The organism is Hymenobacter lutimineralis, from assembly GCF_008271285.1.
Classification (GTDB): domain Bacteria; phylum Bacteroidota; class Bacteroidia; order Cytophagales; family Hymenobacteraceae; genus Hymenobacter; species Hymenobacter lutimineralis.
This window is the reverse complement of record NZ_VTHL01000022.1, coordinates 28,936-54,792: the sequence shown is the minus strand read 5'-3', so window position 1 is coordinate 54,792 and position 25,857 is coordinate 28,936. Positions and strand designations below refer to the sequence as shown.

The following is a 25,857-nucleotide window of genomic DNA, read 5'->3' as shown; positions in this document are numbered from 1 at the left end:
CTATAGGCTGATAGCTAACAGCTAAAAACCTATCCTACCACTACGCCCATGGCCGAGAACTTGTCGATGCGCTGGCTCATGCGCTCTTCGGCGGGCACGGCCTCCAGCTCGTCGAGGGTTTTGAGGATGGTTTTCTTGAGCGTTTTGATCATCGCGGCGGTGTCAGTGTGGGCGCCGCCGAGGGGTTCCTTCACGATGCCATCCACGAGGCCAGCTTTGAGCATGTCGTTGGCCGTGAGCTTGAGGGCTTCGGCCGCCTGCTCCTTGTAGTCCCAGCTGCGCCACAGGATGCTGCTGCACGACTCCGGCGAAATCACCGAGTACCACGTGTTTTCCAGCATCAGCACCCGGTCGCCGATGGCAATGCCCAGGGCCCCACCCGAAGCGCCTTCGCCGATGATGATGCAGATAACCGGCACCTTCAGCAGAAACATTTCCTTCAGGTTGCGGGCAATGGCCTCGCCCTGCCCCCGCTCCTCGGCCTCCAGGCCCGGAAAGGCGCCGGGCGTATCAATAAGGGTGATAATGGGCTTACCGAATTTCTCGGCCAGCTTCATCAGACGCAGGGCCTTGCGGTAGCCCTCGGGGTTGGGCATGCCGAAGTTGCGAAACTGCCGCTGCTTGGTGTTGCGCCCTTTCTGCTGCCCGATAATCATCACGGAGCGCCCCCCGATTTCGGCGAACCCGCCCACCATGGCCTTGTCGTCGGCCACGGTCCGGTCGCCGTGCAGCTCCACGAACTTGTCGGTCATACCCTCTACGTAGTCCAGGGTGTAGGGCCGGTCGGGGTGGCGCGAGAGTTGCACGCGCTGCCAGCGGGTGAGGTTCTGGTAAGTTTCCTTCTTGAGGGCTTTGATTTTGGCTTCGAGGGCCGCTACGGCTTCCGAGACGTCCACCTGGCTATCGAGGGCCAGTTGTTGCATTTCACGGAGCTTGCCTTCGAGAGCGGCAATTGGTTGTTCAAAATCGAGGAGCATTGCCACGGCAGGATGCGAAAGAAGTTGCGGGGTGAGAGAAGAAAGCAAAGGTAAGTGAAGCCGCGCTTACCGCGCACGGCCCACCACCCTCGTTTTTCAGAGAAATTTTTCTTCCTGATAAACAGGTGCTACCATAATGGGCGGAAAGTATTTTGCGGTTTTTTGGGCTTAACAGTTGCTTAGTCCAAGCTGGTCTTCTACTTTTGCACCACTTCACCGGAAAGCAGCTGGCTTTTTGTAGTGCAAGTCTACCTTGGTTCGGTAGTTCAGTCGGTTAGAATGCCGCCCTGTCACGGCGGAGGTCGCGGGTTCGAGTCCCGTCCGGACCGCAAAGGCCCTGCATCAGGTGATGCAGGGCCTTTTGCTTTTGGGGTAATTGAGGCTGGTGAAGCTTAAAAAACCATTTTCCTGAACATGCCCTTTCTTGTGCCCATGTTTGACCAACTATGGAAGCAGTCGGCCCTGGTGCCGGCTGATACGGAGTTTTGAGGTGGTCCAGCTAAGCCGAAGACTTTTCGGACGTTGTTTGAAGAAGAGTTTTGAAGTGGTTGGGTGAGCAGTAGCCGAGAGCGGAGTGGCGCCGCTCGTCGTTGTAGTAGGCAATGTAGTGGCTGAGTTCGAGGCGTGCCTCTTCCAAGCCGGGAAAACTGCCGCCGTCGAGCAGTTCGGTCTTGAGCCGGCTCCAAAAGGATTCGGCCTGGGCGTTGTCGTAGCAGTTGCCGCGCCGGCTCATGCTGGGCTCGGCGCCGTGTCGGGCGAGTAGCTCGCCGAAGCGCGTGGCCGTGTACTGGCTGCCTTGGTCGGAATGCACGATCAGCCCGGGCGCGGGCTGGCGCACGGCCAGGGCCCGGCGCAGGGCTTCGCTGACCAGGTCTTCGGGCATGGACTCGCGCACGTCCCACCCGACGACCTTGCGCGAGCAGGCGTCCTGCCAGCTGGCCAGGTAGAGCCAGCCACCGACCTGTTTGGGCAGGCACGTAATGTCGCCTACCCAGACTTGGTTGGGGACGGTAGGGCATGGCTGGCCCAGCAGCCGGTTTGGGGCCACGCGCCGGCCATGGGCCGAGTCGGTGGTGCGCGGCACAAAGCAGCGCGGCTGCTGGGCACGCAAGCCATGGGTGGCCAGCACGCGCCGAATGCGCCAGCGCCCCACGCGGTGGCCTTGCGCCTGCACTTCGGCCCGCAGACGGCCCGCAGACGGCGCGTGCCGTAGCGTCGTCCATGGTGCGCGAAGGCCCGCACCACGGTCTGCTCCCAGGCTGGGGCCGGCTGCTCACGCCGCTGGCGCCAGGCATAATAGCTGCTGGCGGCCACCTGCAGCACGGCGCACAGCTCCTGCACCGGCACCCGGGCGCGGTGCCGATCAATGAAGCGGTAGCGACTCACGGCGTTTCGCGACTGAGCCTGCGCCTACAGCAGGCAACTGGCCAAGGCTTTTTTTAAGATGTCCCGCTCGCGCTGCAGTTCGGCGCGCAGGGCGCGCACTTCCGGGTCGCGGGCCAGCTCGTCACTGCCCAGTTCGGCAGCGGCTTGTTGCTGTTGCCAGCGGTAGAGCAGCTTCTCACTGATGCCCAATTGCCGCGCCGCCGCGCGAGTCGAGCGGCTTTCCTGGGCCAGGCGCAGGGCCTCGGCCTTAAACGCGTCGTCGTACTTGCGCCGTTTATTCGGCTTGCTTACTTGCAGAGTTGTTGCCATGACGGTAGGAAAATACGTCCTAATTCCGTCCGGCCTCGCTAGACCACCTCAGTGGTTGGCCGCCACGTTGTCGGGTTCTGGCAGGAAGCGCCCAACGCGCAATACCGTCCGAATAACAAAACGAGAAAAAATGCTTGTCGCTGACTCGGCGTGGCGGAAAGATGTTGCGTGAGGCTTTAAGCCCTTTTACTTTTTCACCCTCACATAATCATGTTACTCCCTCCCTGAAGCCCTTTGAGTAGGGCGATATTTGTGCTTAGCTAAGCGGTGTATCAAGCACTGGGCAGACACGTGGGCAACGCTTTGCTTGGTTTGGTTGTCATACTTGAAAGCCTGATAGCTCTTACCTGCGGCTCACCCACGCGCTTTCACCTCTTCCGCCTTACAGCACGCATATTCTACGCTAATGTTCCCGTCCGTCCCTCACCAGCAGCCTGCTGCCTCATCAGGCACCTTCCAACGTATACGCTCCTGCTTACGGTCATGCCCACAAGCCGCTATAGGAATGCGCTGGGGGGTATTACTCCTCTTTCTCTTCTGGGCCAACGTTGCCTGTGCGCAATCGCCCTATACCATGGACACGCTGTTGCTTAACGGCCCGCTGGACCGACGGATGAACATCATTCTGGTAGCGGAGGGATATAGGGCCGAGGAAATCCCGGTTTTCCGGGAGGACTGCAAACGCGTGGCGGAAAAGATCTTTGCGGCGTCGCCTTTCAAGGAATACAAAAGCTACTTCAACGTGCTTACCGTTGCTGTGGCCTCCAAGGAATCTGGCGCAGATAATCCCGCTTTCGGCATCGTTAGAGACTCCTACTTCAACACGGCCTACAGCAGCTGTGGTATTTGTCCACGGGCCAATGAACAGGGAAACGTTGTCTGGAGCGACTTCAAATGGGAATTGTACGAGAAAATGGGTTATCTGGACCCGCTGTGGATGATGCTGGTCAACGATGACACCAGTGGCGGCACTAGTGAGGTTACAGCCCGCGGCACCAATGACTTCTTACCCGTGGTGCATGAGTTGGGGCACCAGTTTGCCAATCTCGCAGATGAGTACCTGCAAAACCGCTCGGCGTTTGAAGCCCCCAACATCACGGCCAAAACCAGCCGGGACGAAGTAAAGTGGCGGCATTGGATAGACCCTACCACCCCGTTGCCCACGCCCGCCACAGCTCAGTACAGCAACGTGGTTGGCCTGTTCGAGGGAGCTATTCAAGAAAAGGGCTGGTACCGGCCCCAGCAGCAGTGCAAGATGCTGGCCTCGGAGTATGCGTTCTGCGCTGTGTGCCGGGAGCACATCATCAGCTACATTTACCAGGATGAGCGGTGGTCCAACCGCATGACCAGACTCAGGAAGTTTTTGCCCGCCTCCGCTGTCGTGACTATGCCCCTTTCGAGCAGTTTGCCGTTTAGCCTGGACGCGCCCCAGCCGGCGCATGGCTTGAAAGTAGAATGGTTCGTAGACGGTACCCTGGTGAATACCGGGGACAAAGAATTGACCGTATCCGCTGCTGCGCTTGGGGTTGGGGAACACACCGTGGAGCTACGGGTAAAAGATGAAACGCCCTTTGTACGCTCCCCTATCATCTTGCCAGACCTCACCAAAACCCGCACCTGGCGCGTGACGGTGTCGCAGCCGCTTTCCTCTCGGGCAGAACTAGCCACAGACAAGGTATCCTTGGCGCAGAACTACCCGAACCCGGTGTATGCGAATACCAGCTTTACGTTTAATCTAATAAAACCCGCTGCTGTGCGGCTGACCGTCCATGATCTGGTCGGGCGGGAAGTAGCCACCGTCGTGGCCGGTACCTTTGACAGCGGCCGTCAAGAAGTAAAATGGCAAGCCCCAAACTTACCGGCGGGGCTTTACCTGTACCGGTTGCAGGTAGGATCAACGAGCATTACCAAGCGGCTTATCCTGCAAAAATAACTATCAAGCAAATTTCTGTTTACGAAAACGGTGATTCAAATAGCACTCTTTTTTCAATAAAACCGCTTTATGCTCTATTGACGCAATACCTATTTTCCATTAGCAGCATTTACGCTACACCTATATAGCGCGACAGAAGGCACTTTTGCCTCTGTTATGCACCACGTCGAAGAAAAGCTCACAGGAGCAGGTAGTTCAATAAACCGCTTTGCGCGAGCAGGGAGGGTAGTGCGAGCCGCTTCCTCCCCTTCGATGAGCCTGGTGTCACAATCTGGTCACATAAACTCAGACCAGAAACAAATGCAGCACTATTGCCGCATCTCGGCACCAGTTGGGGCTAAGCAAAAAAGTGAGGTTGAACGCCAGTTGTGGCGGCAATGGCCCCATAACACCCTCTGCAACTACACCGAAAGGCGGGTAGACCAACACCGAGTGCTGTGCATTGCTTGGCTCAGTAACACGCCCTTAAACTCAAATCTGCCACACTATTCTATTTTTAATACTGACAATCATACTGTTATGAAATTCCCGTCCGAACCACAAAGGCCCTGCATCCACTGATGCAGGGCCTTTTGCTTTTCACCGCCTGCTACCTGATGCCGCACCTGCAACGGTTTTTACCCAACGACCATACGGTGAGCAGTTGAGAAAAATAATTTCAGTGCTATTCACTTTGAAACCAAGCGGCTAGCTTGAAAATCGGGGTTTTTACGCAGCCAGGACGCTTTTCAGTGTTTGGAAATCAAAAACTCCTCCTACCTTTGCACCACTTCACCGGAAAGCAGCTGGCTTTTCGCAGTGCGGTCTACCCTGGTTCGGTAGTTCAGTCGGTTAGAATGCCGCCCTGTCACGGCGGAGGTCGCGGGTTCGAGTCCCGTCCGGACCGCTAAAAGCCCCAGTATCCCCGGATGCTGGGGCTTTTTCATTTTGCAGCTTGGCCCTTCACCTTTTCCCTATCTTTGGTGAGAAGGTTGCCGGCAGGTACAGCCCGGCTATTGGTATCAACCGCTATCCACTTGTTTCACCCCAGCCGCTTACGTCGTCTCCTGATGCTGGTGAGCCTGCTGGGGTCATTGGCCGCCTGCGCTCCGGCTTCGTCGCCCACCTACCGCATCGCGTTTTCGCAAAGCATAAGTGCCGGCGACTGGCGCCAGGCCATGCTGGCCGGCATGCAGCGGGAACTGACCTTTCACCCGGATATTCAGTTTCTGACGCGCGACGCGCAGGGCAACAGCCGCCAGCAGCAGCAGCAGATTCATGATTTGCTGGATGCCGGCGCCGATGTGCTTATTGTGGCACCTAACGAGGAACACGCCCTGTCGACGGCCATTGAGGAAGCTTACCGGCGCGGGGTGCCCGTGATTTTGCTGGACCGCCGCACCACCTCTCCCCACTACGCAGCCTACGTAGGTGGCGACAACACCGGCGTGGGGGCCGCTGCCGCCCGCTACGCCGCCCTCCGGCTGCGGCAACGAGGCCGGATTGTGGAAGTTGTCGGCGCTGCCTCCTCCGTTTCGGTGCAGCGGCATGAGGGCTTCACTCAGGCCCTGCGGGCATACCCAGACATGCGCGTGGTGGGCGAAGTAGTGGGCGACTGGGGTGCTACCGCCCTGCAGCCGCCCCTGACCAAGCTCCTGCAGGCCCACCCCGAAACCAACCTGATTTTCGCGCACAGCGACCTGATGGCCCAGGGCGCCTACGAGGTATGCCAGCGGCTGGGCCGGAAGGATATCCGCATTATTGGGGTAGATGGCCTGCCGGGACCAGACAACGGAATGGAGATGGTACAGCAGGGCCGCGCTACGGCTTCGCTCTTTTTTTCGCCCGGCGGGGAGGAAGCCATTCGGGTGGCCCTGAAGATTCTCTACCACCAGGCCTACGAGCGGGAAAACATCCTGGGCACTATCGTTATCGACTCGGTGAACGTGCTGACCTTGCAGCAGCAAGCCACCAAAGTGGCCAGTCAGCAGGCCGGCATTGAGCAGCAACAGCAGCTGCTGCGCACCTTGCAGGCCACCTACGCCAGCCAGCGCACAGTGCTGTATGGGCTACTGGCCACGCTGCTGGCGGCCGTGGTGCTGGGGGCCAGTGCCTGGCGGGCCGCCCGCATCAACCGGCGCATCAACCAAGAGCTGGCCCGGCAGAACGAAGCCAACGACGTCATTAACCAAGAGCTGGTGCGGCAGAATGAGGCCAACGACGTCATCAACCGCCAGCTCAGCACCCAGAACGAGGAAATCCGGGCCCAGCGCAACCAGATTGCGGAACTGGCCGAGCAGGCGCGGGTGGAAACCGAGGCCAAGCTGCGCTTCTTCACCAACTTTTCCCACGAGCTGCGCACCCCGCTCACCCTTATTATGGGCCCGGTAGAGGAAATGCTAACCGGCTCCCATAGCACCGCGCTACTACCCTCCCACCGCCACGACCTAGGCTTGGTGCGCCGCAACACCCAGCGCCTGCTACAGTTGGTTAACCAACTGCTTGATTTTCGGAAGATTGAAGTGGGCAAAATGGCCGTACAGGCGCGGGAAGACGACCTGGTAGCCTTCGTGCGGGAGCTGGTAGAAACCTTTGAGCCGGCGGCCCGGGTGCAGCAGGTGTCCCTCCGGTTTCAACCAGCCGAGGCGCGGCTGCCAAGCTGGCTCGACCGCAACGTGCTGGACAAGGTCTTTTTCAACCTGCTTTCCAATGCCCTGAAATACACGCCCGCCGGCGGCCAGATTACGGTGCGCGTGCGGCCCGCCGATGACGGCAGTTCGCTCCAAGTGGAAGTAGCCGACACCGGGCGTGGCATCCGGCCCCAGGATAGCCCGCACATCTTCGAGTGGTTTTACCAGGGCGAGCAGCCGGCTACGGCCAAAGGCTCGGGCATGGGGCTGGCCTTGGCCCAGGGCCTGGTGCGACTGCACCAGGGCAACCTTACATTCAGTAGCCAGGTGGGCCAGGGCAGCACGTTCATTGTCACGCTCCCGCGCGAGCTGCCGGCGGCCCTGCGTACCACGGCCGCCCCGCCCGAAACGCTAACGCTGGACGAGCCGCAGGCTTTCCCCGTCGAGGCCCTGGATGCGCAGGCAGTGGCCGGGCAGGAGCCGCTGGTGCTGGTGATTGAGGACAATGCCGACGTGAACGAGTTTGTAGCCCGCAAGCTACAGTCTTACTTCCGCGTGCAAACGGCGGCCGATGGTACTACCGGCCTGCAGCTGGCCCAGGAGCTAATTCCCGACCTGATTGTGTGCGACGTGATGATGCCCGGCCTGAGCGGGCTGGAGGTAGTGGCACAGCTGCGGGCCGACTGGCGAACCTCGCACGTACCCGTTATTCTGCTCACCGCTCGTACCGCGCCCGAGCAGCAGGTGGAAGGCGTGCAGGCCGGGGCCGACGTGTACCTGACCAAACCCTTCAACCCCACCTTCCTGCTCGAAAGCATTCATACCCTGCTGGCCAACCGCGCCCGCCAGCATGAGCACACCCGTCGGCAGCTGGGCGCCGCAGGCCAGGCGGCACCCAATTCGGCCGCTCCTGCGCCCGACCCCGACCAGGCCTTCCTGCAGGCGCTGACGGCCCGGATAGAAGCCGACCTGACCCGCACTGACCTGACCGTGGAGGAACTGGCCCAGGCCCTGGGCTTCTCGCGCACCCAGCTCTACCGCAAAGTAAAAGCTGTATTGGGCACCAGCGTAACCGACTACATTCAGCTCGTGCGCCTACGCAAAGCCCGCGAGCTGCTGCTCGACGATAAGCTCACGATTACGGCCGTGGCTTACGAAGTGGGCTATACCTCGCACTCTTATTTCTCTAACAGCTTCAAGGCCCGCTACCAGGTGTCGCCCTCCGAGTTCCGGGCGCGCCGGTTGGCTGATTCTGCTTGAAGAATTGTGCGTCAAGCGTTCAAAAACTGATAGAACAAGGCTATTTCCAAGCAATACGATAAATTTAATTCGCTGACTAATAACTATTTCACCCTCATTGTTGAGTATGCACACGTGCGGGGTAATTGCTGCATAAGCGCAGAAGCGGAGAAATGGAGCTTTGGCTTCTACTCTTCCTTAAATCTGCCGCATGAATTCCCGCCGCACATTCGTTAAGTCCGCCGCGCTGCTCTCGGCGGGCGTCCTGCTCAGCCCGGAGCTGCTGGCTTCTTCCCAAAAAGGCATCGGCCTGCAGCTGTACACCGTGCGCGACGCCATGCAGCAGGACCCGGCCGCCACGCTGGCCCGCGTAGCCAAGCTCGGCTACACCTGTATGGAAGGCGCCACCTACACCGGCAACCAGAAATTCTACGGCATGGACCCAGCCGCTTTTGCCAAGGTGCTGAAGCAAAATGGCCTGAAGATGCCCAGCAGCCACTACCTCCTGGGGGAGCAGGAAAACAACGGCCAGCCCACCCAGGGCACCATCCTGCACGGCTGGGACAAGGCCGTGGACGATGCCGCGCGGGTGGGCATCAAGTACATGGTGTGCGCCTGGCTGACCGAGTCGGAGCGCGGCAACCTCGAACACTACAAGCTGCTGGCCGAGCGCCTGAACAAGGCCGGGGAACGGTGCAAGAAGGCCGGCATCCAGATGGCTTACCATAACCACGACTTCGAGTTTGCGGCCCAGAACGGCCAGCTGCCCTACGACGTGCTGCTTAAGGAAACCGACAAGAACCTGGTGCAGATGGAACTCGACCTCTACTGGGCTACCAAGGCCGGCCACGACCCGGTGGAGCTGTTCAAGCAGAACCCCGGCCGCTTCCCGCTCTGGCACGTGAAGGACATGGACAAGACGCCTCAGCAGAACTTCACCGAAGTCGGCAACGGCAGCATCGACTTCAAGCGCATCTTCGCCCAGGCCAAGCTGGCGGGCCTCAAGCACTTCTTCGTGGAGCAGGACCAAACGACCGGCTCGCCCTTCGACAGCATTCAGCAGAGCATCACGCACATCAAGCGCAACCTGATATAGGTTTTGGCTGACAAGAAAGCCCGTCATGCTGAGCTTGTCGAAGCATCTCTACCGCTTCGTTGAATGATGCAGGAGAGTCAGTAGAGATGCTTCGACAAGCGGACGCCAGATTAAGCATGACGGGCTGATATATAGCTGACAACCAGCAACCCCACAACTACCATTCCCACCTATTTCTTATGGAAAAGAACACCTATGACGCCATCGTCATCGGGTCCGGCATTTCGGGCGGCATGGCTGCCAAGGAGCTGACCGAGAAAGGCCTGAAAACCATTATGCTGGAGCGGGGCCGCAACGTAGAGCACATCAAGGACTACGTGAATGCCAACAAAAACCCCTGGGAGTTTGCCCACCGCGGCGGCAAAACCGAGCAGATGGTGAAGGACTACCCGGTGCTGAGCCGGGACTATACCCTCAACGAAAGCAACCTCGATTTCTGGGTAAAGGAAAAGGAAAGTCCCTACGTGGAGGTGAAGCCCTTCGACTGGTTCCGGGGCTACCAGGTGGGCGGCCGCTCCCTGATGTGGGGCCGGCAAAGCTACCGCTGGAGCGAGTACGATTTTGAGGCCAACGCCAAGGACGGCATTGCCGTGGACTGGCCTATTCGCTACAAGGACATAGCGCCCTGGTATAGCCACGCCGAGAAATTTGCGGGCATCAGCGGCAACCGGGACGGCCTCCCCCAGCTCCCCGACGGCGACTTTATGCCGCCCATGGAAATGAACTGCGTGGAAAAGGACGTGGCCGCGCGCATCCGCAAGCACTACAAGGACCGCCACATGGTGATTGGGCGCACGGCCAACATCACCAAGCCCCACCACAACCGCGTGAACTGCCAGTACCGCAACAAGTGCTGGCTGGGCTGTCCGTTCGGGGCTTACTTCAGCACGCAGTCGGCCACGTTGCCGGCGGCTATGGCTACGGGTAATCTTACGCTGCGGCCGTTTTCCATCGTCACCAAAATCCTCTACGATAAGGACACCAAGCGGGCTAAGGGCGTAGAAGTGCTGGACGCGGAAACCAACCAGACCTACGAGTACTACGCCAAAATCGTGTTCCTCAACGCCTCCACGCTGAACTCGGCCTGGGTGCTGATGAACTCGGCCACCGACGTGTGGCCCGAGGGCCTGGGCAGCAGCAGCGGGGAACTGGGCCACAACCTGATGGACCACCACTTCCGAGCTGGTGCCTACGGGGAGATGCCCGGCTACGAGGATAAATACGTGTATGGCCGCCGCGCCAACGGCATTTACGTACCGCGCTTCCGCAATCTGTTCGGCGATAAGCGCGACTATATCCGGGGCTTCGGCTACCAGGGCGGCGCCGGCCGGGAAGGCTGGAGCCGCGACATTGCCGAAATGAGCATCGGCGGTGACTTCAAGGATGCGCTGTCGGAGCCCGGGCAGTGGACGATGGGCCTGGGCGCTTTCGGCGAAACCCTGCCCTACCACGACAACCGCGCCTTCCTCGACAAAACCAAGAAGGACAAGTGGGGCCTGCCCGTGCTGGCCATCGACGCGACTATCCGGGAAAACGAGCAGAAAATGCGCATCGACATGATGCAGGACGGCCAGGAAATGCTGGAGAAAGCGGGCCTGAAAAACGTGCGCACCTACAACAACGGCTACAACATGGGCGGCGGCATCCACGAAATGGGCACTGCCCGCATGGGCCGCGACCCGAAAACCTCGGTGCTGAATGCTCACAATCAGGTGTGGGATGCCCCCAACGTTTACGTTACCGACGGCGCCTGCATGACGTCCTCGGCTTGTCAGAATCCTTCCCTCACCTACCTGGCCCTCACGGCCCGCGCCGTGGACCACGCTGTAGGTGAGCTGAAAAAACAAAACCTCTAACCCCTACCGACCATGATGAACCGACGTGATGCCCTGGCCCGCGTAGCTCTGCTGATGGGCGGAGCCGTTATCGGGGGCGACTATTTCCTGAGCAGCTGCTCCTCTCCCAGCGAGGAAAAAACCACAGCAAAAACACCCCCAACGGCCGCGCCCAAAGAGCTGCCGGCCGTGCTCAACGCCGAGCAGGTAGCCTACCTGAACGAAGTGGGTGACACCATTCTGCCGCCCACCAAATCACCCGGGGCTAAGGCCGCCGACGTGGGGGGCTTTATGGCCGTGATGGTGCGCGACTGTTACCGGCCCGACGACCAGCAGGTGTTCAAACAAGGCCTAACCAAGCTCGAAGACGCCGCCAAGCAGAAGTACAGCAAGGGCTTCCTGGCTTTGGATGCAGCCCAGCGTACGGCCCTGCTCACGGCCCTGGATGCCGAGCAGAAAAACTACATCAAAACCAAAAAGCCGGAAGCGCCCAACCACTACTTCCGCATGATCAAGGAGCTGACGCTGCTCGGTTACTTCACCTCCGAAGTAGGCGCCACCAAAGCCCTCCGCTACCTGCCCGTCCCCGGCAAGTACGACGGCTGCGTGCCCTACAAAAAGGGCGACAAAGCCTGGGCTACGACCTGATTTTTTAGGAATCAGACCGTCATGCTGAGCTTGTCGAAGCATCTCTACCGCTTCGTTGCAATGGTATTAATTAGCCAGAGGGAGAGATGCTTCGGCTTCGCTCAGCATGACAGTTACTTTGGCAACGTCAGCACGCAAAATGCTGCGGCTTACAGCCTCAGCATGACGTCCTCTTAATTCAACACACAACCGAATGAAACTACGACTGGGCATGATTGGCGGGGGGCAGGGCGCGTTTATCGGGGCGGTACACCGCATGGCCGCTGCGCTGGATGGCCTGTATGAGCTTACGGCCGGTGCCTTCAGCAGCAACCCTGATACCTCCCGGGCTACCGGGCAGGAGCTGGGACTGGCTCCGGACCGCGTCTACGGCTCTTACCAGGAGCTGATTGCCCAGGAAGCCCAGCGCCCGGCCAACGGGCGGGTGCAGGTCATCAGCATCGTCACGCCCAATCACCTGCACTTTGCGCCGGCCAAGCTGGCGTTGGAAAGCGGGTTCGACGTGGTACTGGACAAGCCGATGACGTTTTCCCTGGCGGAGGCTAAGGAGTTACGGTCGGTGGTTGCAGCCACCGGCCGCCGGCTCTGCCTCACGCACACCTACACGGGCTACCCCATGCTCAAGGAAGCCCGCCAGCTGGTGGCTTCTGGGGAGTTGGGCGCCATCCGCAAAGTGTACGTGGAGTACCCCCAGGGCTGGCTAAGTAACTTCGAGGAAGGCGGCAGCAACAAGCAAGCCGCCTGGCGCACCGACCCCGCCCGCAGCGGCGTAGCCGGTTCCATGGGAGACATTGGCACGCACGCCTTCAACCTCCTGGAGTATGTGAGCGGCCTGCAGACGACCCAGCTCTGCGCCGACATCAACACCGTAGTGCCCGGTCGCCAGCTCGATGACGACGGGGCCGTGCTCCTCCGGTTGACCGGCGGGGCCAGCGGCGTATTGGTAGCTACCCAGGTGGCGGCCGGCGAGGAAAACAACGTGCGCCTGCGCATCTACGGGGAAAAAGGCGGCCTCGACTGGCAGCAGGCCGACGCCAACACGCTGTTGGTGAAGTGGCTGGACCGGCCCACTGAAATCCGGCGCACGGGCGCGGGCTACCTGAGCGCCGCCGCCCGCCACAACAGCCGCATTCCGGCCGGTCACCCCGAGGGCTACCTCGAAGCCTTTGCCAACCTCTACCGCAACTTCGCCCTGACCCTGCTGGCCGAGCAAACCGGCCAACCCGCTTCACCCGAAGCCCAGGATTACCCGGGTATTGAGGATGGGATGCGGGGCATGGCCTTTATTGAAAACGTCATTGCCTCGGGCCGCTCCGCGCAGAAGTGGACCGAGTTTACCGTGTAGTCGCCCATGAGAACCATCAAAGGACCCGGCATTTTTCTGGCCCAGTTCATCGGCGACCAGGCCCCTTTCAACAGCTTGGCTAATATTTGTGAGTGGGCGGCCGGTCTGGGTTATAAAGGTGTGCAGCTGCCCACGCTGGACAGCCGCTTTATCGACCTGAAGCTGGCCGCCGAAAGCCAGACCTACGCCGACGAGCTGCGCGGCACGGTGCAGGCCGCCGGCCTGGAAATCACCGAGCTATCCACCCACCTGCAGGGCCAGCTGGTGGCGGTAAATCCCGTGTACGACCAGCTGTTCGACGGCTTTGCGCCCGAGACGGTGCGCGGTAACCCGGCCGCCCGGCAGCAGTGGGCCGTGCAGCAGCTCAAGTACGCCGCGCAGGCTTCGCAACGGCTGGGGCTTACGGCCCACGCCACGTTCAGCGGGGCGCTGCTCTGGCCCTACGTGTACCCGTGGCCCCAGCGCCCGGCCGGCCTCGTGGAAACGGGCTTTACGGAGCTGGCGCGCCGCTGGCGGCCCATTCTGGACGTGTTTGATGAGTGCGGCGTGGATGTGTGCTATGAAATTCATGCTGGCGAGGACCTGCACGACGGCGTGAGCTACGAACAATTTCTGGCGAAAGTAGACCACCACCCGCGCGCCTGCCTGCTCTACGACCCCTCCCACTTCGTGCTGCAGTGCCTGGACTACCTGGAGTACATCGACATCTACCACGAGCGAATCCGGGCCTTCCACGTGAAGGATGCGGAGTTCAACCCCACCGGCCGCCAGGGCGTGTATGGGGGCTACCAAAGCTGGACTGACCGCGCCGGCCGCTTCCGCTCCCTCGGCGACGGGCAGGTAGATTTCAACGCTATTTTCAGCAAGCTCACCCAGTACGACTACCCCGGCTGGGCCGTGCTGGAGTGGGAATGCGCCCTCAAGCACCCCGAAGACGGAGCCCGCGAAGGCGCGCCTTTCATTCAAAACCACATCATCCGCGTCACCGATAAGGCCTTCGACGACTTTGCCGCCTCCGGCATCGACGCGGCCCGAAACAACAGCCTCCTCGGCCTTTAACCTCACCGACTCACCATGAGAAACGCGTTTCTGCTCTTAACGCTCTGCGCCAGCCTGGCTTCGTGTAGTTCCGAATCCGACAAGCCTGCCGCCAAGGAATCCTACACCTTGGCCGATGAAACCGTGCCGGCCCAGGACAGCACCACCGGTGCCAACATCAGCGCCGTGGCCCGCCAGCCCCAGGTAGACACCAACGCTACTAAAATCGGGACGGCGCCTACGGGTGGCGCCGTGGCCGGTGGGGCCAAGCTCATCCAATCGGCCGACTGCGCCAGCTGCCACCGCGAAGCCGAGAAGCTGCTAGGTCCGGCCTACAAAGATGTAGCCGCGAAATACCCCGCCACGGAGGCCAACGTGAGCATGCTGGCCAAGAAGATCATAACCGGCGGCAGCGGCAACTGGGGGGACGTTGCCATGACGCCCCACCCCGGCCTTTCCCAGAAAGATGCCGAGGAAATGACCCGCTATATTCTGAGTCTGAAGTAAGAACTGCATCAGCACGAACCCAGCACGTCATGTTGAGCGGAGTCGAAGCATTTCTACCGCTTCGTTGGAGTCGCTCTACGAAGCGGTAGAGATGCTTCGACTCCGCTCGGCATGACATATAGTTTGGCAACGTCAGCACGCGAGATTCCTCGGCTTCGCTCGGAATGACGGTCTATCGAATTGACGTTCTACTTAATACGACCCCACTCCCAACCTCCAATTCCCACTTGCTCATGACTTCTACAATCCGGGTAAAACTGTCCCTCATGATGTTCCTGGAGTTCTTCATCTGGGGCGCGTGGTTTGTCACGCTGGGCACGTATTTGCTGCGCAACCTGGGGGCCTCAGGCACGCAGGTGGGCGTGGCGTTTCTCACCCAGTCCATCGGGGCCATTGTGGCCCCGTTCATCGTGGGGCTCATTGCCGACCGGTTTTTCTCGGCCCAGAAAATCCTGGGCGTGCTGCACCTGGCCGGGGCTTTGCTGTTGTGGCGCGCCTCCCAGGCCCCGGACTTCAGCAGCTTCTACCCGAGTATCCTCACCTACATGATTTTATACATGCCCACGCTGGCCCTGGTGAACTCCATTGCCTTCCGGCAGATGCAGAACCCGCAGAAGGAATTTGCTCCTATTCGGGTGCTGGGCACGCTGGGCTGGATTGTGGCCGGCCTCACCATCGGCTGGCTGAACTGGGAGCAAAGCAACAGCCTCCTATCTACCTTCCTGATGGCGGCCGGAGCCTCGGCCCTGCTGGGCATATTCAGCTTCACGCTGCCGGCGACCCCGCCGGTGAAGAAAGGGCAGTCTAGCTCCGTGGGCAGCTTGCTGGGGCTCGACGCCATTGGCATGCTGAAAAACCGCTCCTACCTCACGTTTTTCCTGGCCTCCATTGCCATCTGCATTCCGCTGGCCTTCTACTATGGCTTCACTAACCCCTTCCTGAACGAGGTGGGCATGAAAGCCGCCGCCGGGGTACAGAGCCTCGGGCAGGTGTCGGAGCTGCTGTTTATGCTGGCCATTCCGCTGTTCTTCAGCAAGCTGGGCGTGAAGAAGATGCTGGCTATTGGTATGGCGGCCTGGGTGTTGCGCTACGTGTGCTTCGCCTACGGCAACGGGGAAAGCGGCTACTGGCTGCTGATTGCGGGCATCGTGCTTCACGGCATCTGCTACGACTTCTTCTTCGTGACGGGCCAGATCTACACCGATAACCTGGCCGGCGAGCAGTTCAAAAGCTCGGCTCAGGGCTTCATCACGCTGGCTACCTACGGCGTGGGCATGCTGATTGGCACGCTGCTCTCGGGCCGCATCTTCGACAGCTACCAGCTCTCGGCCGGCACGCACGACTGGCGCATGATCTGGCTGATCCCGGCCGGTATTGCCGCCACGGTGCTGGTGCTGTTCCTGCTCCTGTTCAAGGAGCGCAACGCCACTCCCGCTCCTACTGAAGCAACGGGCGTTGATGGCACTGCCCGTTTGGCCAACGCCAGCTAGGTATGGCTGCCACCTGGAACCGCCGCGCAGCTCTTAAGGGTCTGCTCACCAGCACCGCCGCCGTGGGTACCCTCGGCCTGGCCGGGGCCTGCGTCCCCGACGATAAACGGACCACCATGCCCACTACCCTCAAGGGAAATATCCGCCACTCGGTGTGCCGCTGGTGCTTCGCCGACCTGCCCCTGGAGCAGCTCTGCGCCGCCGCCAGGGAAATGGGCCTCCGGGGCATTGATCTGGTTGGGCCGCAGGACTGGCCCACGCTGAAAAAGTATGGGCTGGACTCGTCCATGTGCAACGGGGCGGAAATCAACCTCACCGATGGCTTCAACGACCCGCAGTTTCACGCCCGCCTGCAGAAGCAGTACACTGAGCTGATTCCGCAGGTAGCCAAGGCCGGCTACCGCAACCTGATCTGCTTTAGCGGCAGCCGCCGGGGCAAGACCGACGAGCAGGGATGGGCAAACTGCGTGGCTGGCCTGAAGCCGCTGCTGAAGCTGGCCGAGCAGCACAACGTGGTACTGGTGATGGAGCTACTCAACAGCAAAATCGACCACCCGGACTACCAGTGCGACCGGACTGCCTGGGGCGTGGAGCTGGCCAAGCGGCTGGGCTCCGAGCACTTCAAGCTGCTCTACGACATCTACCACATGCAAATCAACGAGGGTGACGTCATCCGCACCCTTACCGAGTTTCACCCCTACATTGCCCACTACCACACGGCCGGCGTGCCTGGTCGCCACGAGCTGAACGATGCCCAGGAGCTGAACTACCCCGCCATCATGCGCGCCATCCAAGCCACTGGCTTCAAAGGCTACGTGGCCCAGGAGTTCATTCCCACACAGCCCGACAAGCTGGCTTCCCTGCGCCAAGCCGTGCAGCTCTGCGACGTTTGAACACTAGCAAATGGCGTAAGAGACGCATCAATTCGCGCCTCCTCGTTGCTGAGGTTGTGACTGTTCAAAACCATATTGCGCGTCATGCTGAGCTTGCCGAAGCATCTCTACCGCTTCGTTGTGGCAGTATTCGAACGAAGCAGCGGTAGAGATGCTTCGGCAAGCTCAGCAGGACGTTCTAGTTATTACTGACGATTCTGGACCCGGCTCTCTTACTTATTCTACATGGTATCAGTTTAACAACGACAAAGCACCAGAGCTTGCGTATCTACACCGTTCTTGCTTTCAACTCCCATGAAATTCCTATTCCTGACTGCTGCCCTCCTCGGCTTATCCATGACGGTCCACGCCCAGCAAACCGGCAAGCCGGAGGACACCGAAGTGTGGAAGCCGGTCCCGAAAACCGTGCGCGGCAAGCTGAAAACCACCCCGCCCCCGGCCGGCGCCCTTGTGCTGTTCGATGGCAAAAGCCTGAGCGAGTGGGTGTCGGCGGATGACCGTACCCAGCCCGCGCAGTGGACGGTGGCCGATGGGGTGCTGACCGTGGACAAGTCGAAAGGCAACATCGAAACCCAGCGCACCTTCGGCAGCTACCGCCTGCACCTGGAGTGGCGCGTGCCGGCCGGCATTACCGGCGAAGGCCAGGTGCGCGGCAACAGCGGCGTGTTTCTGGCTTCCCTGGGCAAAGGCGACCTGGGCTACGAGCTGCAGATTCTTGACCCCCACCAGAACCCGACCTACGTGAACGGCATGGCCGGCAGCATCTACAAGCAGCGCATTCCGCTGGCCAACCCCGGCCGCAAGCCCGGCGAGTGGCAGTCGTACGACGTGCTGTGGCTGGCCCCCACCTTCAAGCCCGACGGCACCGTGCTTACGCCGGCCCGCGTAACGGTGAAGTTCAACGGCGTAGCGGTGCAGAAAAACGTGGCCCTGGCGGGCCCTACGCGCTACATCGGTCCGCCCCAGTACGAGCCCCACGGCGCCGCGCCCATCAAGCTCCAGGCCCACGGCGACCCAAGTGCGCCCATCTCCTTCCGCAACATCTGGGTGCAGGAGCTGAAATAATGCTTACTCCGTGGTGACGGCCCGGGCCATACGGCGGGCCAGGTCTTCGATATCGGCGCGGCGGGCCAGCACCTGGAGCCACTCCGGTGGAATGGCCGCTTCCCTGTAGTACAGCCCGGCCAAGCCGCCCGTCACGGCGCCGGTCGTGTCGGTATCATCGCCGAGGTTGACGGCAGCCAGCACGGTTTCGGCGTACGTGTCGTAGCGGAGCAGGCACCAGAGCGCGGCTTCCAGGGTGTGCAGCACGTAGCCGGAGCTGTTGATGGACAGTACGTTTACATCCGGCAGGCGGCCGCTGAGGATGCGCTCAAACTGGTCGGCCTCTTTGGCGGGAATATTCAACGTCAGCAGCTGAGCCGGGGCTTCCTGGCACAGCAAGTTGTACGCCGCTGCTGGTGCCAGCCCAGCCAGCAGATGCCGCGCCATTCCCAGGTACAGCCAGCAAGCCACGAAGGAGCGGACGTGGCCGTGCGTCACGGCGGAGGCTTCCGAAATCAGCTGAAACCGGCTGGCCAACGAAGCCGAGGGCTGGTGAAAAGCCAGGGGCAGAATGCGCATTAACGAGCCGTTGCCATTGCTCCATTCATCAGTACGCCCCGCCAGAATCAGTTTATCATCGGCTTTCAGGCGTTGGATGGCCTCGCGGGTGGTGATGCCAATATCGAACACGGAGCCGTGGGGCGTCCACAGGTTTTTGTAGTACCAGCGGCAGCAGTTTTCCGCCAGCTTGCCCACCGTGTAGCCATCGGCAATGGCCTCCGCCAGACAAAACGTGAGCGAGGCATCGTCGGACCAAGTGCCCGCGGGCTGATTGTGAGTACCGTAGGCGCGCATGGCTACCACAGGGTCCTGGCGGCGGGCAGCTCGGCTCTGGAATTCCACGGGCACGCCCAGGGCGTCGCCCACGGCCAGGCCCAGCAGCGCCGCACGGATTTGAGTTTCGAGAGTTGTCATGTCAGCCATTTTCAGGGAAGGATGTAGCAGTTAGCAGGGCGTAAAGATGTTGTTTTCTCTTGGCTAACCGATATTCAGCCGGTATCTACTCCCATCCAGAACGTCATGCTGAGCGAAGTCGAAGCATCTCTACCACTTCGTTGCAGTGGTAATTAGTTAGCCAGAGGTAGAGATGCTTCGGCTCCGCTCAGCATGACGCAACCAAGGCAGCAAGGCCGTTTCCATTAATCAATCTGCGCCTGTTTGCTGGCGGAGCGGCCGAAGCGGGTGGGAAAATACATCAGCTCGGCTTTGGCGGGGTTGAGGGTGTAGCGGCCCCGGTAGCGCGGCTGCAGGGCAATGCGGAACGTGTGGCGGCCCACCGGCAGCACATCAATGAAGATACCCACCTGGTGGCGCAGGTACTCCCGGTGTACTTCAAAGGAGTTGCCGGTGGTTTTCTCCCCGTAGGAGCAGCCCGCCGGAATGGGCACTTCCAGCAGCACGTAGCGGGCCTCGGCCGGCACGTCCACCGTCACTTCCAGCTCGGTGGGCTGGCCGGCTTTCAACCGGATGCGGCTTCCCTCCTGCCCGGCCAGGCGCGTGCGCACCGTAAAGGGCGTAGCCACCGCCACCGGAGCCGGGTTCCAGAACGTCTGGTAAGCCGTGGCATATACCGGTAGGCCGCCCTGCTTGCGGAGCGTGAGCGGTCCGGCAGTGGCGGGCACCGTAGCTTCAAACGGAAACTGCCCGACTTCCTGGGTGAGGTTGCCACTAAGCTGAGCCCGCGCCAGTAAACCGCCGCTGGCCGGCACTACCAGTTCAGGACCGATGGTAGCCAGAATCTGGGCGGCCTCGTAGGTGCTGGCCCAGTGGCCCCCAAAGCTGCGCTGCTGCAGCAGATACGTGCGGATGCGCAGCAGCTCCTGCTCCTGCCCGCCGCGGGCCCGCAGCAGGCGGTAAGCCAGCAGGGTATTACCCAGGCGGTCGGGCAGCAGGTAGCGGTAGAAGGTGCCCGGGCGCAGGGTATCGGCAAAAAACACCCCGCCCAGCTCGGAGCGGAGGCGGTAGCGGCGCAGGGTATCGAGCTGGTAGGGCAGGCCCACCTGCTGGCGCAGGTGGGTAAGGGCCAGGTACCGGTCGAGGGGCTGGCGGCCGCGCTGCTCCCGCTCCAGGCGCGGCACCAGGGTCGCAAAATCGGGCTGGGCGCCGAGGCCGTGCAGCAGCAGGAGCAGCCGGATCCGGTCGTCGGGAGAGCGAAAAAAGACGCCGGGAATGGATTCGCGCAGGCTTTGGCGGACGGCGGCATCGGCGTAAGCCTCGTCGAGCTGGGCGAGCAGGTAGCGGCGGAGCGGGTCTTTGTCGAGGGCCACTTTATAGCCCTGCTTTTCGGCCTGCAGCAACGCTTCCAGCACGTGCAGGGTAGCCCAGGCACTGACGGGGGAAGCCGGCCAGGTGCCCCACAACCCATCGGGCTGGTGCCGCCCCCGCAGCAGGTGGCGGATAAGCTGCTGCACGTCGCGCCCACCCCGGAACGGCTGCGCCATTCCTTCGCGCAGGCGCTGCTCCAGCAGCAGGGCCTGCAGCTTGGAGGCCGCCTGCTCGTTGCAGAGGTAGCCGTAGCCCAACACGTGGCGGATTTCCTCGAACACCACCGGCAGCGGGCTGCTTTCCAGGCGTACCGTCACGGGGCCCAGCTCGGGGCGCGCGGGAAAGGTAAGCGTGGTATCGGCGGCGGTGAGCACGGCAAAATAGCCCACCCGCTCGCGGGTGCCCACGGGCAGCACCGGTAGCTGGCGCAGCTCCCCATCCTGGTAGCCGTTGGGCTGGGTTAGGCTGAAGCGCACGGCCACGGAATCGGCATTGAGGGGCGCGGTGAAGGTGAGCGTATCAAGCACGGCCGTGGTCACGCGGTGCTGCTGGGTGCGCACCGCCCCCGCTCCTACCTGGAAGCTGGTGGTCACCTGGGCCGTATCGGGCAGGTAGTTGAGGGTTTTACCGATAACCTGCGGCCGGTCGCCCTGGAGCAGGAAGCGCGGGGCCGCCAGCTCACCCATCAGGGCCTTGAAAGAGCGTAGGCGCTGGATGAACGTACCGGTGCGGGCGTGGTCGTCGGAAGCCAGCACGAAGGTGTCCCAGCCGGTAATATCGTCAGGGATGATGACCTGGGTGTGGGCCTCCCCGCGGGCGTCGGTGACGAGGGTGGGGCGCCACCAGCCCACGTCGGAAAAGCGGCGGCGCAGCGCCAGGCGCGGGTCGCGCGTGCCGGACACGGGCAGGCCGTCGGGCCCCAGCGCGGGGCCGTCCTGCCTGCCCGCCGCCGGACGGCCGTTAAATCCGCTTTTGGTGGTAATGATAATCACGCCGTTGGCCGCCCGGGAGCCATACATGGCCACTGCCGACTCCCCTTTCAGGACGCTCGTCTTGGCAATATCCTCGGGCCGCAGTTCATCCAAGCTCCCAGAGTAAGGCAGCCCATCCACAATGATCAGGGCTTGATTTTGCCCCGTTACACTCCGGGAACCGCGTAATATAATCCGGCTGCCAGCACCAGGCACGCTCTCAACGGTCAGGCCCGAGGCTTTACCAAAGAGGACCAATTCCGTCCGTAAACTGGTTACTGATGCCGCTAAACTCTGCCTGTTTTCTACTGCATAGCCAACTACGACCACTTCATTCAGCTGCGTAGTACTTTCTTTCATAGCAACTTGTATATCCTGGCTATCCACCCGGCGCTCAACCGAGACAAACCCAACGAAAGAAAATTGCAGGACGGCCCTGCTTGGCGGCACAGCCAGGGTAAAGCTGCCGTCCGCATTCGTGCTGACGCCGTGGGTGGTTCCTTTGAGCAGCACCGTTACGCCGGGTAGGCCTTCCCCGGCTTGATGGCTCGTGACCTGCCCGCGCACGATGTACCAGTCGGGCTGGGGCTTCACCGGGATGGTAGTTGCCACCGGCCGCCGCGCACTCGCCGAGTCGAGCACGCCAGGTTTCGCCGGGGCAGGCAGATTACGGCGGATTTCTTCTCGCATCACGCGCAATAAGCGCTGGCGGGCTGGGCCAGCAGTTAGCTTATCCAGGGAATCGAGCTGCACGTAGGTGGTGCCGTTAGCCTGTATCAGCACCTCGGCGTTAGGCGCGAGCAACGTGCTATCGGCCAGCAGTAAGGCCAGGCGGTAGCGGCCCGGAGCCAGGGCATGCAGCGGGGTGGGCAGCTGCCGGTGCAGGCGGCGGAATGGAGGCTTGGCGGGCTGGGTGAGCAAGGTGTAGAGCACCCGCGGGGAGTAGTACTGGCGCGTAGGGCTGGTTGGCAGGCGCACTTCCAGGCGGCCCTGGCCGGCGCTGGTGCTGGTCGGCACCGGCAGCAGCGGCTCAGGCTGCGGGCCCTGGTAGAAAGACGTTGCGGGCCGGGGGCGCAGGTCGGCTTCGGTATACGCAAAGTCAGTAAAGGGCAATTGCGGGAATTGGATGGACTGACGCAGATCCGGGTAGCGCTCCGCCGAAACGGTGCGCATCTTGAGCAAATCCCGGGTGAAGGTGTAGCGGTAGCCCGGCTCGTACAGGAACCTGCGCCAGAGCCCATCGGAGCGACGCAACAGCACCGAGTCGGGCCGGAAAGGGCCACCCACGTGTAGCAGCTCGTTTTGACGGTAATATTGATAGGGACGGTTGGGCCGGTAGGGCTGGCCGGCGCCCAGCACCTGTAGGCGGCGGCCCTGGCGCAGCAGCACCTGCTCCTGGTAGCTGTTGCGGTCGATGAGCACCAGAAAGCGCGCCAGCTCCTCCCGCTCGGTTTCCGACAAGGGTCCGGGGATTTCCACCGTCAGCTCCCGGCACGGGTGGTTGGGGTCGAGGCTGAGGATGAGCTTGTGCAGGGGGCGCAGGTACACTTCCCGCAAACTGATGCGCTGGGTGGGCGTGCGCACGGTGATGGTATGGTAGCCACTGTCGGCCACCAGGGCAAACGGCTCGTCCCCGTTCACGGCCGCCACGTACACCGGGTGCCCATCCACGTACACGGCCACGGTGGGCTGCACTCGCCCCGAGTCTACCACAAACGGCGCCACCTGGGTGATGCCGCCCGGGGCCGGCTGGTACTCATGGAAGGTACCGTACTCGGGATACAGAAACTGGTAGAAGCGCAGGGAGTCGAGGCCGAGGCGTTGGCGCCACGCGCCCCAGGGCAAGGGCCGGCGGGTAGGCTCATCAGCCTGATTCTCAAACCGGGCCCCCAGGGCAAACCGCCGAAGGGCTACCCGGCCCACCACCGCCGGCTCGAAATCAGGCAGCGCGGGGGCGTTAGCCACCTCAAACTTGCTGGTGTAGGCGTAGGCCGTAAGGTCGGCCCCGGGCACGGGGCGGCCAGCCCCGTCGCGCACGGTGTAGCGCAGGCTCACTTTCTGCCCCGGGTATACCACCTCCGGCTGCTCGGCTTCGATGGTGAGCTGATGCTGGGGCAACGCCACGTTGTACTCGGCCGTGCGCAGCTCCCCACCCCAGAAGTAGTGCAGCGACACGTACCAGACGTCCGGTGTGGGCGCGGCCAGGTGCAGATTCAGCCCGGTAGTGTACTCCCGGCGCACCAGGTCATTGGCGCGGTAGAGGTAGTACCAGAACAGCAGGCGGCGCGGGTTGTCCACGGTCAGGTGCAGGGAGTCGGCAGTGCGGTCGGAGCGCAGCACTAAATCGGCGTTGTCTTCGTCCAGGTTCAGCAAAGCCGAGCGGCCGGCGGCAGTAGTCAGCTGGTAGCGGGTGGCGCGGGCGTCCACGGGCCGCGCCAGAGGCAACTGCACGGTTTCGAACGTAGAAACCAGGTTCTTTTCCGGGTCGCGGCGGGTGGTTTCGAGGCGGGCCGGGCCGGGGGTGCCGCCGGAGAAGCGGGCAATTACCGAGTCCTGGCGCAGCAGAAGCTGCAGCTCCCCGCTTTCCAGGGCATACTCCACCTGGGTAGTTTGGGTGCGGCGCTCCTGGTCGGCGTTCCGGAACTCGGCGTGCACCTGGTAGCGGAGGTTAGCGGTGGGCAAAGCAGAGGGCGGCAGGTTGAGGCGGGTTTCGCCGGCGGCGTCCAGGGGCTGGGCGCGCGTCCAGAGCGTATCGGGCACAAACACCTGCCGGCCGGGAAAATGGCCCACGGTCAGGGGCGTCACACTCAGGCGCACGCGGGCATCGAGCAGGTTCAGCTCGTTGGCATCCTGCCCGCGCAGGTACAGGGCCTGCGTAGTACCGGCCCGGTGGGTAGCTTCGGCCGGGCGCAGGGTGTAGCGGGTGTTTTTGAGCTCATAGTCTTCCAGCCGGAATGAGGTTTGCGCCAGAGTTTCGCCGTTTTTTCCCGGCTGCTGCAGCCGCAGGCGCACGTACTGGTCGGCGCGCAGCTGGAGGGTATCGAGGCGTTCCAGCTCGAACTCGTAGGAGCCGGGACGCACGGGCCGGAGCAAAGCCAGGCGGCGCGGCGTACGGTCCTGGTCGGCCTGCAGGTACAGTTCCAGGGGGCGGCGGTAAGGCCGGCCGGCGCGGTGCAGGATGCGGGCCTTCAGGCGCAGGGTGTCGGCCGTGGGACGGTAGCGGGGCTTGCTCAGCACCAGGTAAGCCTGCCACTTTTCGCCCCGCCGCTCGGTGCGCCGGTCCTGGCGCTCCTCGCGCACGTCGGGGTTGAAGATGGAGCGCAGCAGCCCGATGGGGCCAGTGCTGACGTTGGAAGCGTAGTGCAGCTCCCGAAACAGCTTTTGCGCGGGCCGCGTGAGGAGCCCCAGCGGAAAGCCGAACACCACCCGCTGGTACGCCCCACGCCAACTCAGGGCCCTACGTCCGGCCGGCCGGTACGGCAGCTGCTGCTCCAGCACGTGAAACGTGGTGCGCCCGCCGTGGGTGACGGCCAGCAGCCCCGGGCGGCTGGTGCGGCCGGCCAGGCGGTAGGTTTGGGTGGCAGCGTCGAAGGGCACGAGGCGGCCCCGGGGCAAGGTCAGGCGGGCATCGGGCAGCATCCGACCCAGACTATCCTGCACCACCACGCTCAAATCCTGCTGGTTGGTGATGACGGTGAGTTGGCGGCCGGTACGGGTGTGCAGCCAGTACACCAGCTCGGGCCCTTCGGTGTGGGCCACCAGGTAGTAGCCGGCCGGCAGGGCTGCCACCCGGGCCCGGCTTAGGCTGTCGGGCTGGCTCGTCGGGAAGGAGTCGACGGGCTGGGCGAAGTAGGCGTCCTGCACGGCCGTGAGCGAGTGTTCGTAGAGGTGGCGCGTCTGGGCGTCGGTCAGGCGGAAAACCTTGGTCAGGTAGCTCTGCTGGCGGGCCGTGGCCAAGCGTTGCTGGGCAGGACTGCAGATGGGCAGCAACAGTAGCCCCAGGATAAGTGGGCGTAACGATGAAAGCATAACGGTGGAATAGGCGTACCTGATAGCTGATGCCACCGGAAGCCGCATTCCACACTTCACTTTTTTTTCAGCTTGCGAAAAAAACTTGGCTTATTCTCGAAGAATCAGGTTTTCAACGCATTACCTAACCTAAAAAGAACATAAGTTTCCTAGCTGGAATACCATTTACCCAGGCCTCACACA

Annotated in this window: 16 protein-coding genes and 2 tRNA genes; 13 read left to right on the top strand and 5 right to left on the bottom strand. The window is 61.9% G+C overall.

What is annotated here, in order from left to right; translation table 11 throughout:
- Positions 1 to 29 precede the first annotated feature (29 nt).
- Complete coding sequence (locus tag FY528_RS17460; protein WP_149072311.1) at positions 30 to 977, bottom strand: acetyl-CoA carboxylase carboxyltransferase subunit alpha; 948 nt, start codon at positions 975 to 977, stop codon at positions 30 to 32.
- 255 nt (positions 978 to 1,232) lie between these two features.
- Here FY528_RS17460 and FY528_RS17455 point away from each other — a divergent pair.
- A tRNA-Asp gene (locus tag FY528_RS17455) sits at positions 1,233 to 1,306 on the top strand.
- A 170-nt stretch (positions 1,307 to 1,476) separates the two neighbouring features.
- Here FY528_RS17455 and FY528_RS17450 read toward each other — a convergent pair.
- Positions 1,477 to 2,163, bottom strand: a complete 687-nt coding sequence (locus tag FY528_RS17450; protein ID WP_262384050.1) for an IS3 family transposase — start codon at positions 2,161 to 2,163, stop codon at positions 1,477 to 1,479.
- Positions 2,164 to 2,387: 224 nt separating this feature from the next.
- Positions 2,388 to 2,672 carry a transposase gene (locus tag FY528_RS17445; RefSeq protein WP_149072309.1) on the bottom strand — a complete coding sequence of 95 codons (285 nt, stop codon included), beginning with the start codon at positions 2,670 to 2,672 and terminating at the stop codon, positions 2,388 to 2,390.
- A 574-nt stretch (positions 2,673 to 3,246) separates the two neighbouring features.
- Here FY528_RS17445 and FY528_RS17440 point away from each other — a divergent pair.
- The 12 genes from FY528_RS17440 (at position 3,247) to FY528_RS17385 (ending at position 18,370) form a co-directional block, all read left to right on the top strand.
- Complete coding sequence (locus FY528_RS17440; RefSeq protein WP_187632175.1) at positions 3,247 to 4,605, top strand: M64 family metallopeptidase; 1,359 nt, start codon at positions 3,247 to 3,249, stop codon at positions 4,603 to 4,605.
- 812 nt (positions 4,606 to 5,417) lie between these two features.
- Positions 5,418 to 5,491: transfer RNA gene (locus FY528_RS17435), tRNA-Asp, on the top strand.
- A gap of 130 nt (positions 5,492 to 5,621) precedes the next feature.
- A complete protein-coding gene (locus FY528_RS17430) occupies positions 5,622 to 8,474 on the top strand; it encodes a substrate-binding domain-containing protein (RefSeq protein WP_187632174.1) in 2,853 nt (950 codons plus the stop codon).
- A gap of 190 nt (positions 8,475 to 8,664) precedes the next feature.
- Positions 8,665 to 9,549 (top strand): sugar phosphate isomerase/epimerase family protein, encoded by an 885-nt coding sequence (locus FY528_RS17425; RefSeq protein WP_149072306.1) that lies wholly within the window; start codon positions 8,665 to 8,667, stop codon positions 9,547 to 9,549.
- A 179-nt stretch (positions 9,550 to 9,728) separates the two neighbouring features.
- Entirely contained in the window at positions 9,729 to 11,405 is a 1,677-nt protein-coding gene (locus tag FY528_RS17420) for a GMC oxidoreductase (RefSeq protein WP_149072305.1), read from the top strand.
- 12 nt (positions 11,406 to 11,417) lie between these two features.
- Positions 11,418 to 12,032 (top strand): gluconate 2-dehydrogenase subunit 3 family protein, encoded by a 615-nt coding sequence (locus tag FY528_RS17415; RefSeq protein ID WP_262384048.1) that lies wholly within the window; start codon positions 11,418 to 11,420, stop codon positions 12,030 to 12,032.
- A gap of 193 nt (positions 12,033 to 12,225) precedes the next feature.
- Positions 12,226 to 13,377 (top strand): Gfo/Idh/MocA family protein, encoded by a 1,152-nt coding sequence (locus tag FY528_RS17410; RefSeq protein WP_222931833.1) that lies wholly within the window; start codon positions 12,226 to 12,228, stop codon positions 13,375 to 13,377.
- A gap of 6 nt (positions 13,378 to 13,383) precedes the next feature.
- Complete coding sequence (locus FY528_RS17405; RefSeq protein WP_149072304.1) at positions 13,384 to 14,436, top strand: sugar phosphate isomerase/epimerase family protein; 1,053 nt, start codon at positions 13,384 to 13,386, stop codon at positions 14,434 to 14,436.
- A 15-nt stretch (positions 14,437 to 14,451) separates the two neighbouring features.
- Complete coding sequence (locus FY528_RS17400) at positions 14,452 to 14,922, top strand: c-type cytochrome (RefSeq protein ID WP_149072303.1); 471 nt, start codon at positions 14,452 to 14,454, stop codon at positions 14,920 to 14,922.
- Between the two features lie 233 nt (positions 14,923 to 15,155).
- Complete coding sequence (locus tag FY528_RS17395) at positions 15,156 to 16,412, top strand: nucleoside permease (RefSeq protein WP_149072302.1); 1,257 nt, start codon at positions 15,156 to 15,158, stop codon at positions 16,410 to 16,412.
- Between the two features lie 2 nt (positions 16,413 to 16,414).
- Positions 16,415 to 17,305 (top strand): hydroxypyruvate isomerase family protein, encoded by an 891-nt coding sequence (locus FY528_RS17390; protein ID WP_149072301.1) that lies wholly within the window; start codon positions 16,415 to 16,417, stop codon positions 17,303 to 17,305.
- A gap of 294 nt (positions 17,306 to 17,599) precedes the next feature.
- Positions 17,600 to 18,370, top strand: a complete 771-nt coding sequence (locus FY528_RS17385) for a 3-keto-disaccharide hydrolase (protein WP_149072300.1) — start codon at positions 17,600 to 17,602, stop codon at positions 18,368 to 18,370.
- Between the two features lie 3 nt (positions 18,371 to 18,373).
- Here the strand turns inward: FY528_RS17385 and FY528_RS17380 are convergent, their stop codons facing one another.
- Together FY528_RS17380 and FY528_RS17375 are read right to left on the bottom strand one after the other, a co-directional pair.
- Positions 18,374 to 19,324 carry an ADP-ribosylglycohydrolase family protein gene (locus FY528_RS17380; RefSeq protein ID WP_149072299.1) on the bottom strand — a complete coding sequence of 317 codons (951 nt, stop codon included), beginning with the start codon at positions 19,322 to 19,324 and terminating at the stop codon, positions 18,374 to 18,376.
- 224 nt (positions 19,325 to 19,548) lie between these two features.
- Entirely contained in the window at positions 19,549 to 25,674 is a 6,126-nt protein-coding gene (locus FY528_RS17375; RefSeq protein ID WP_149072298.1) for a carboxypeptidase-like regulatory domain-containing protein, read from the bottom strand.
- Between the last annotated feature and the right edge of the window lie 183 nt (positions 25,675 to 25,857).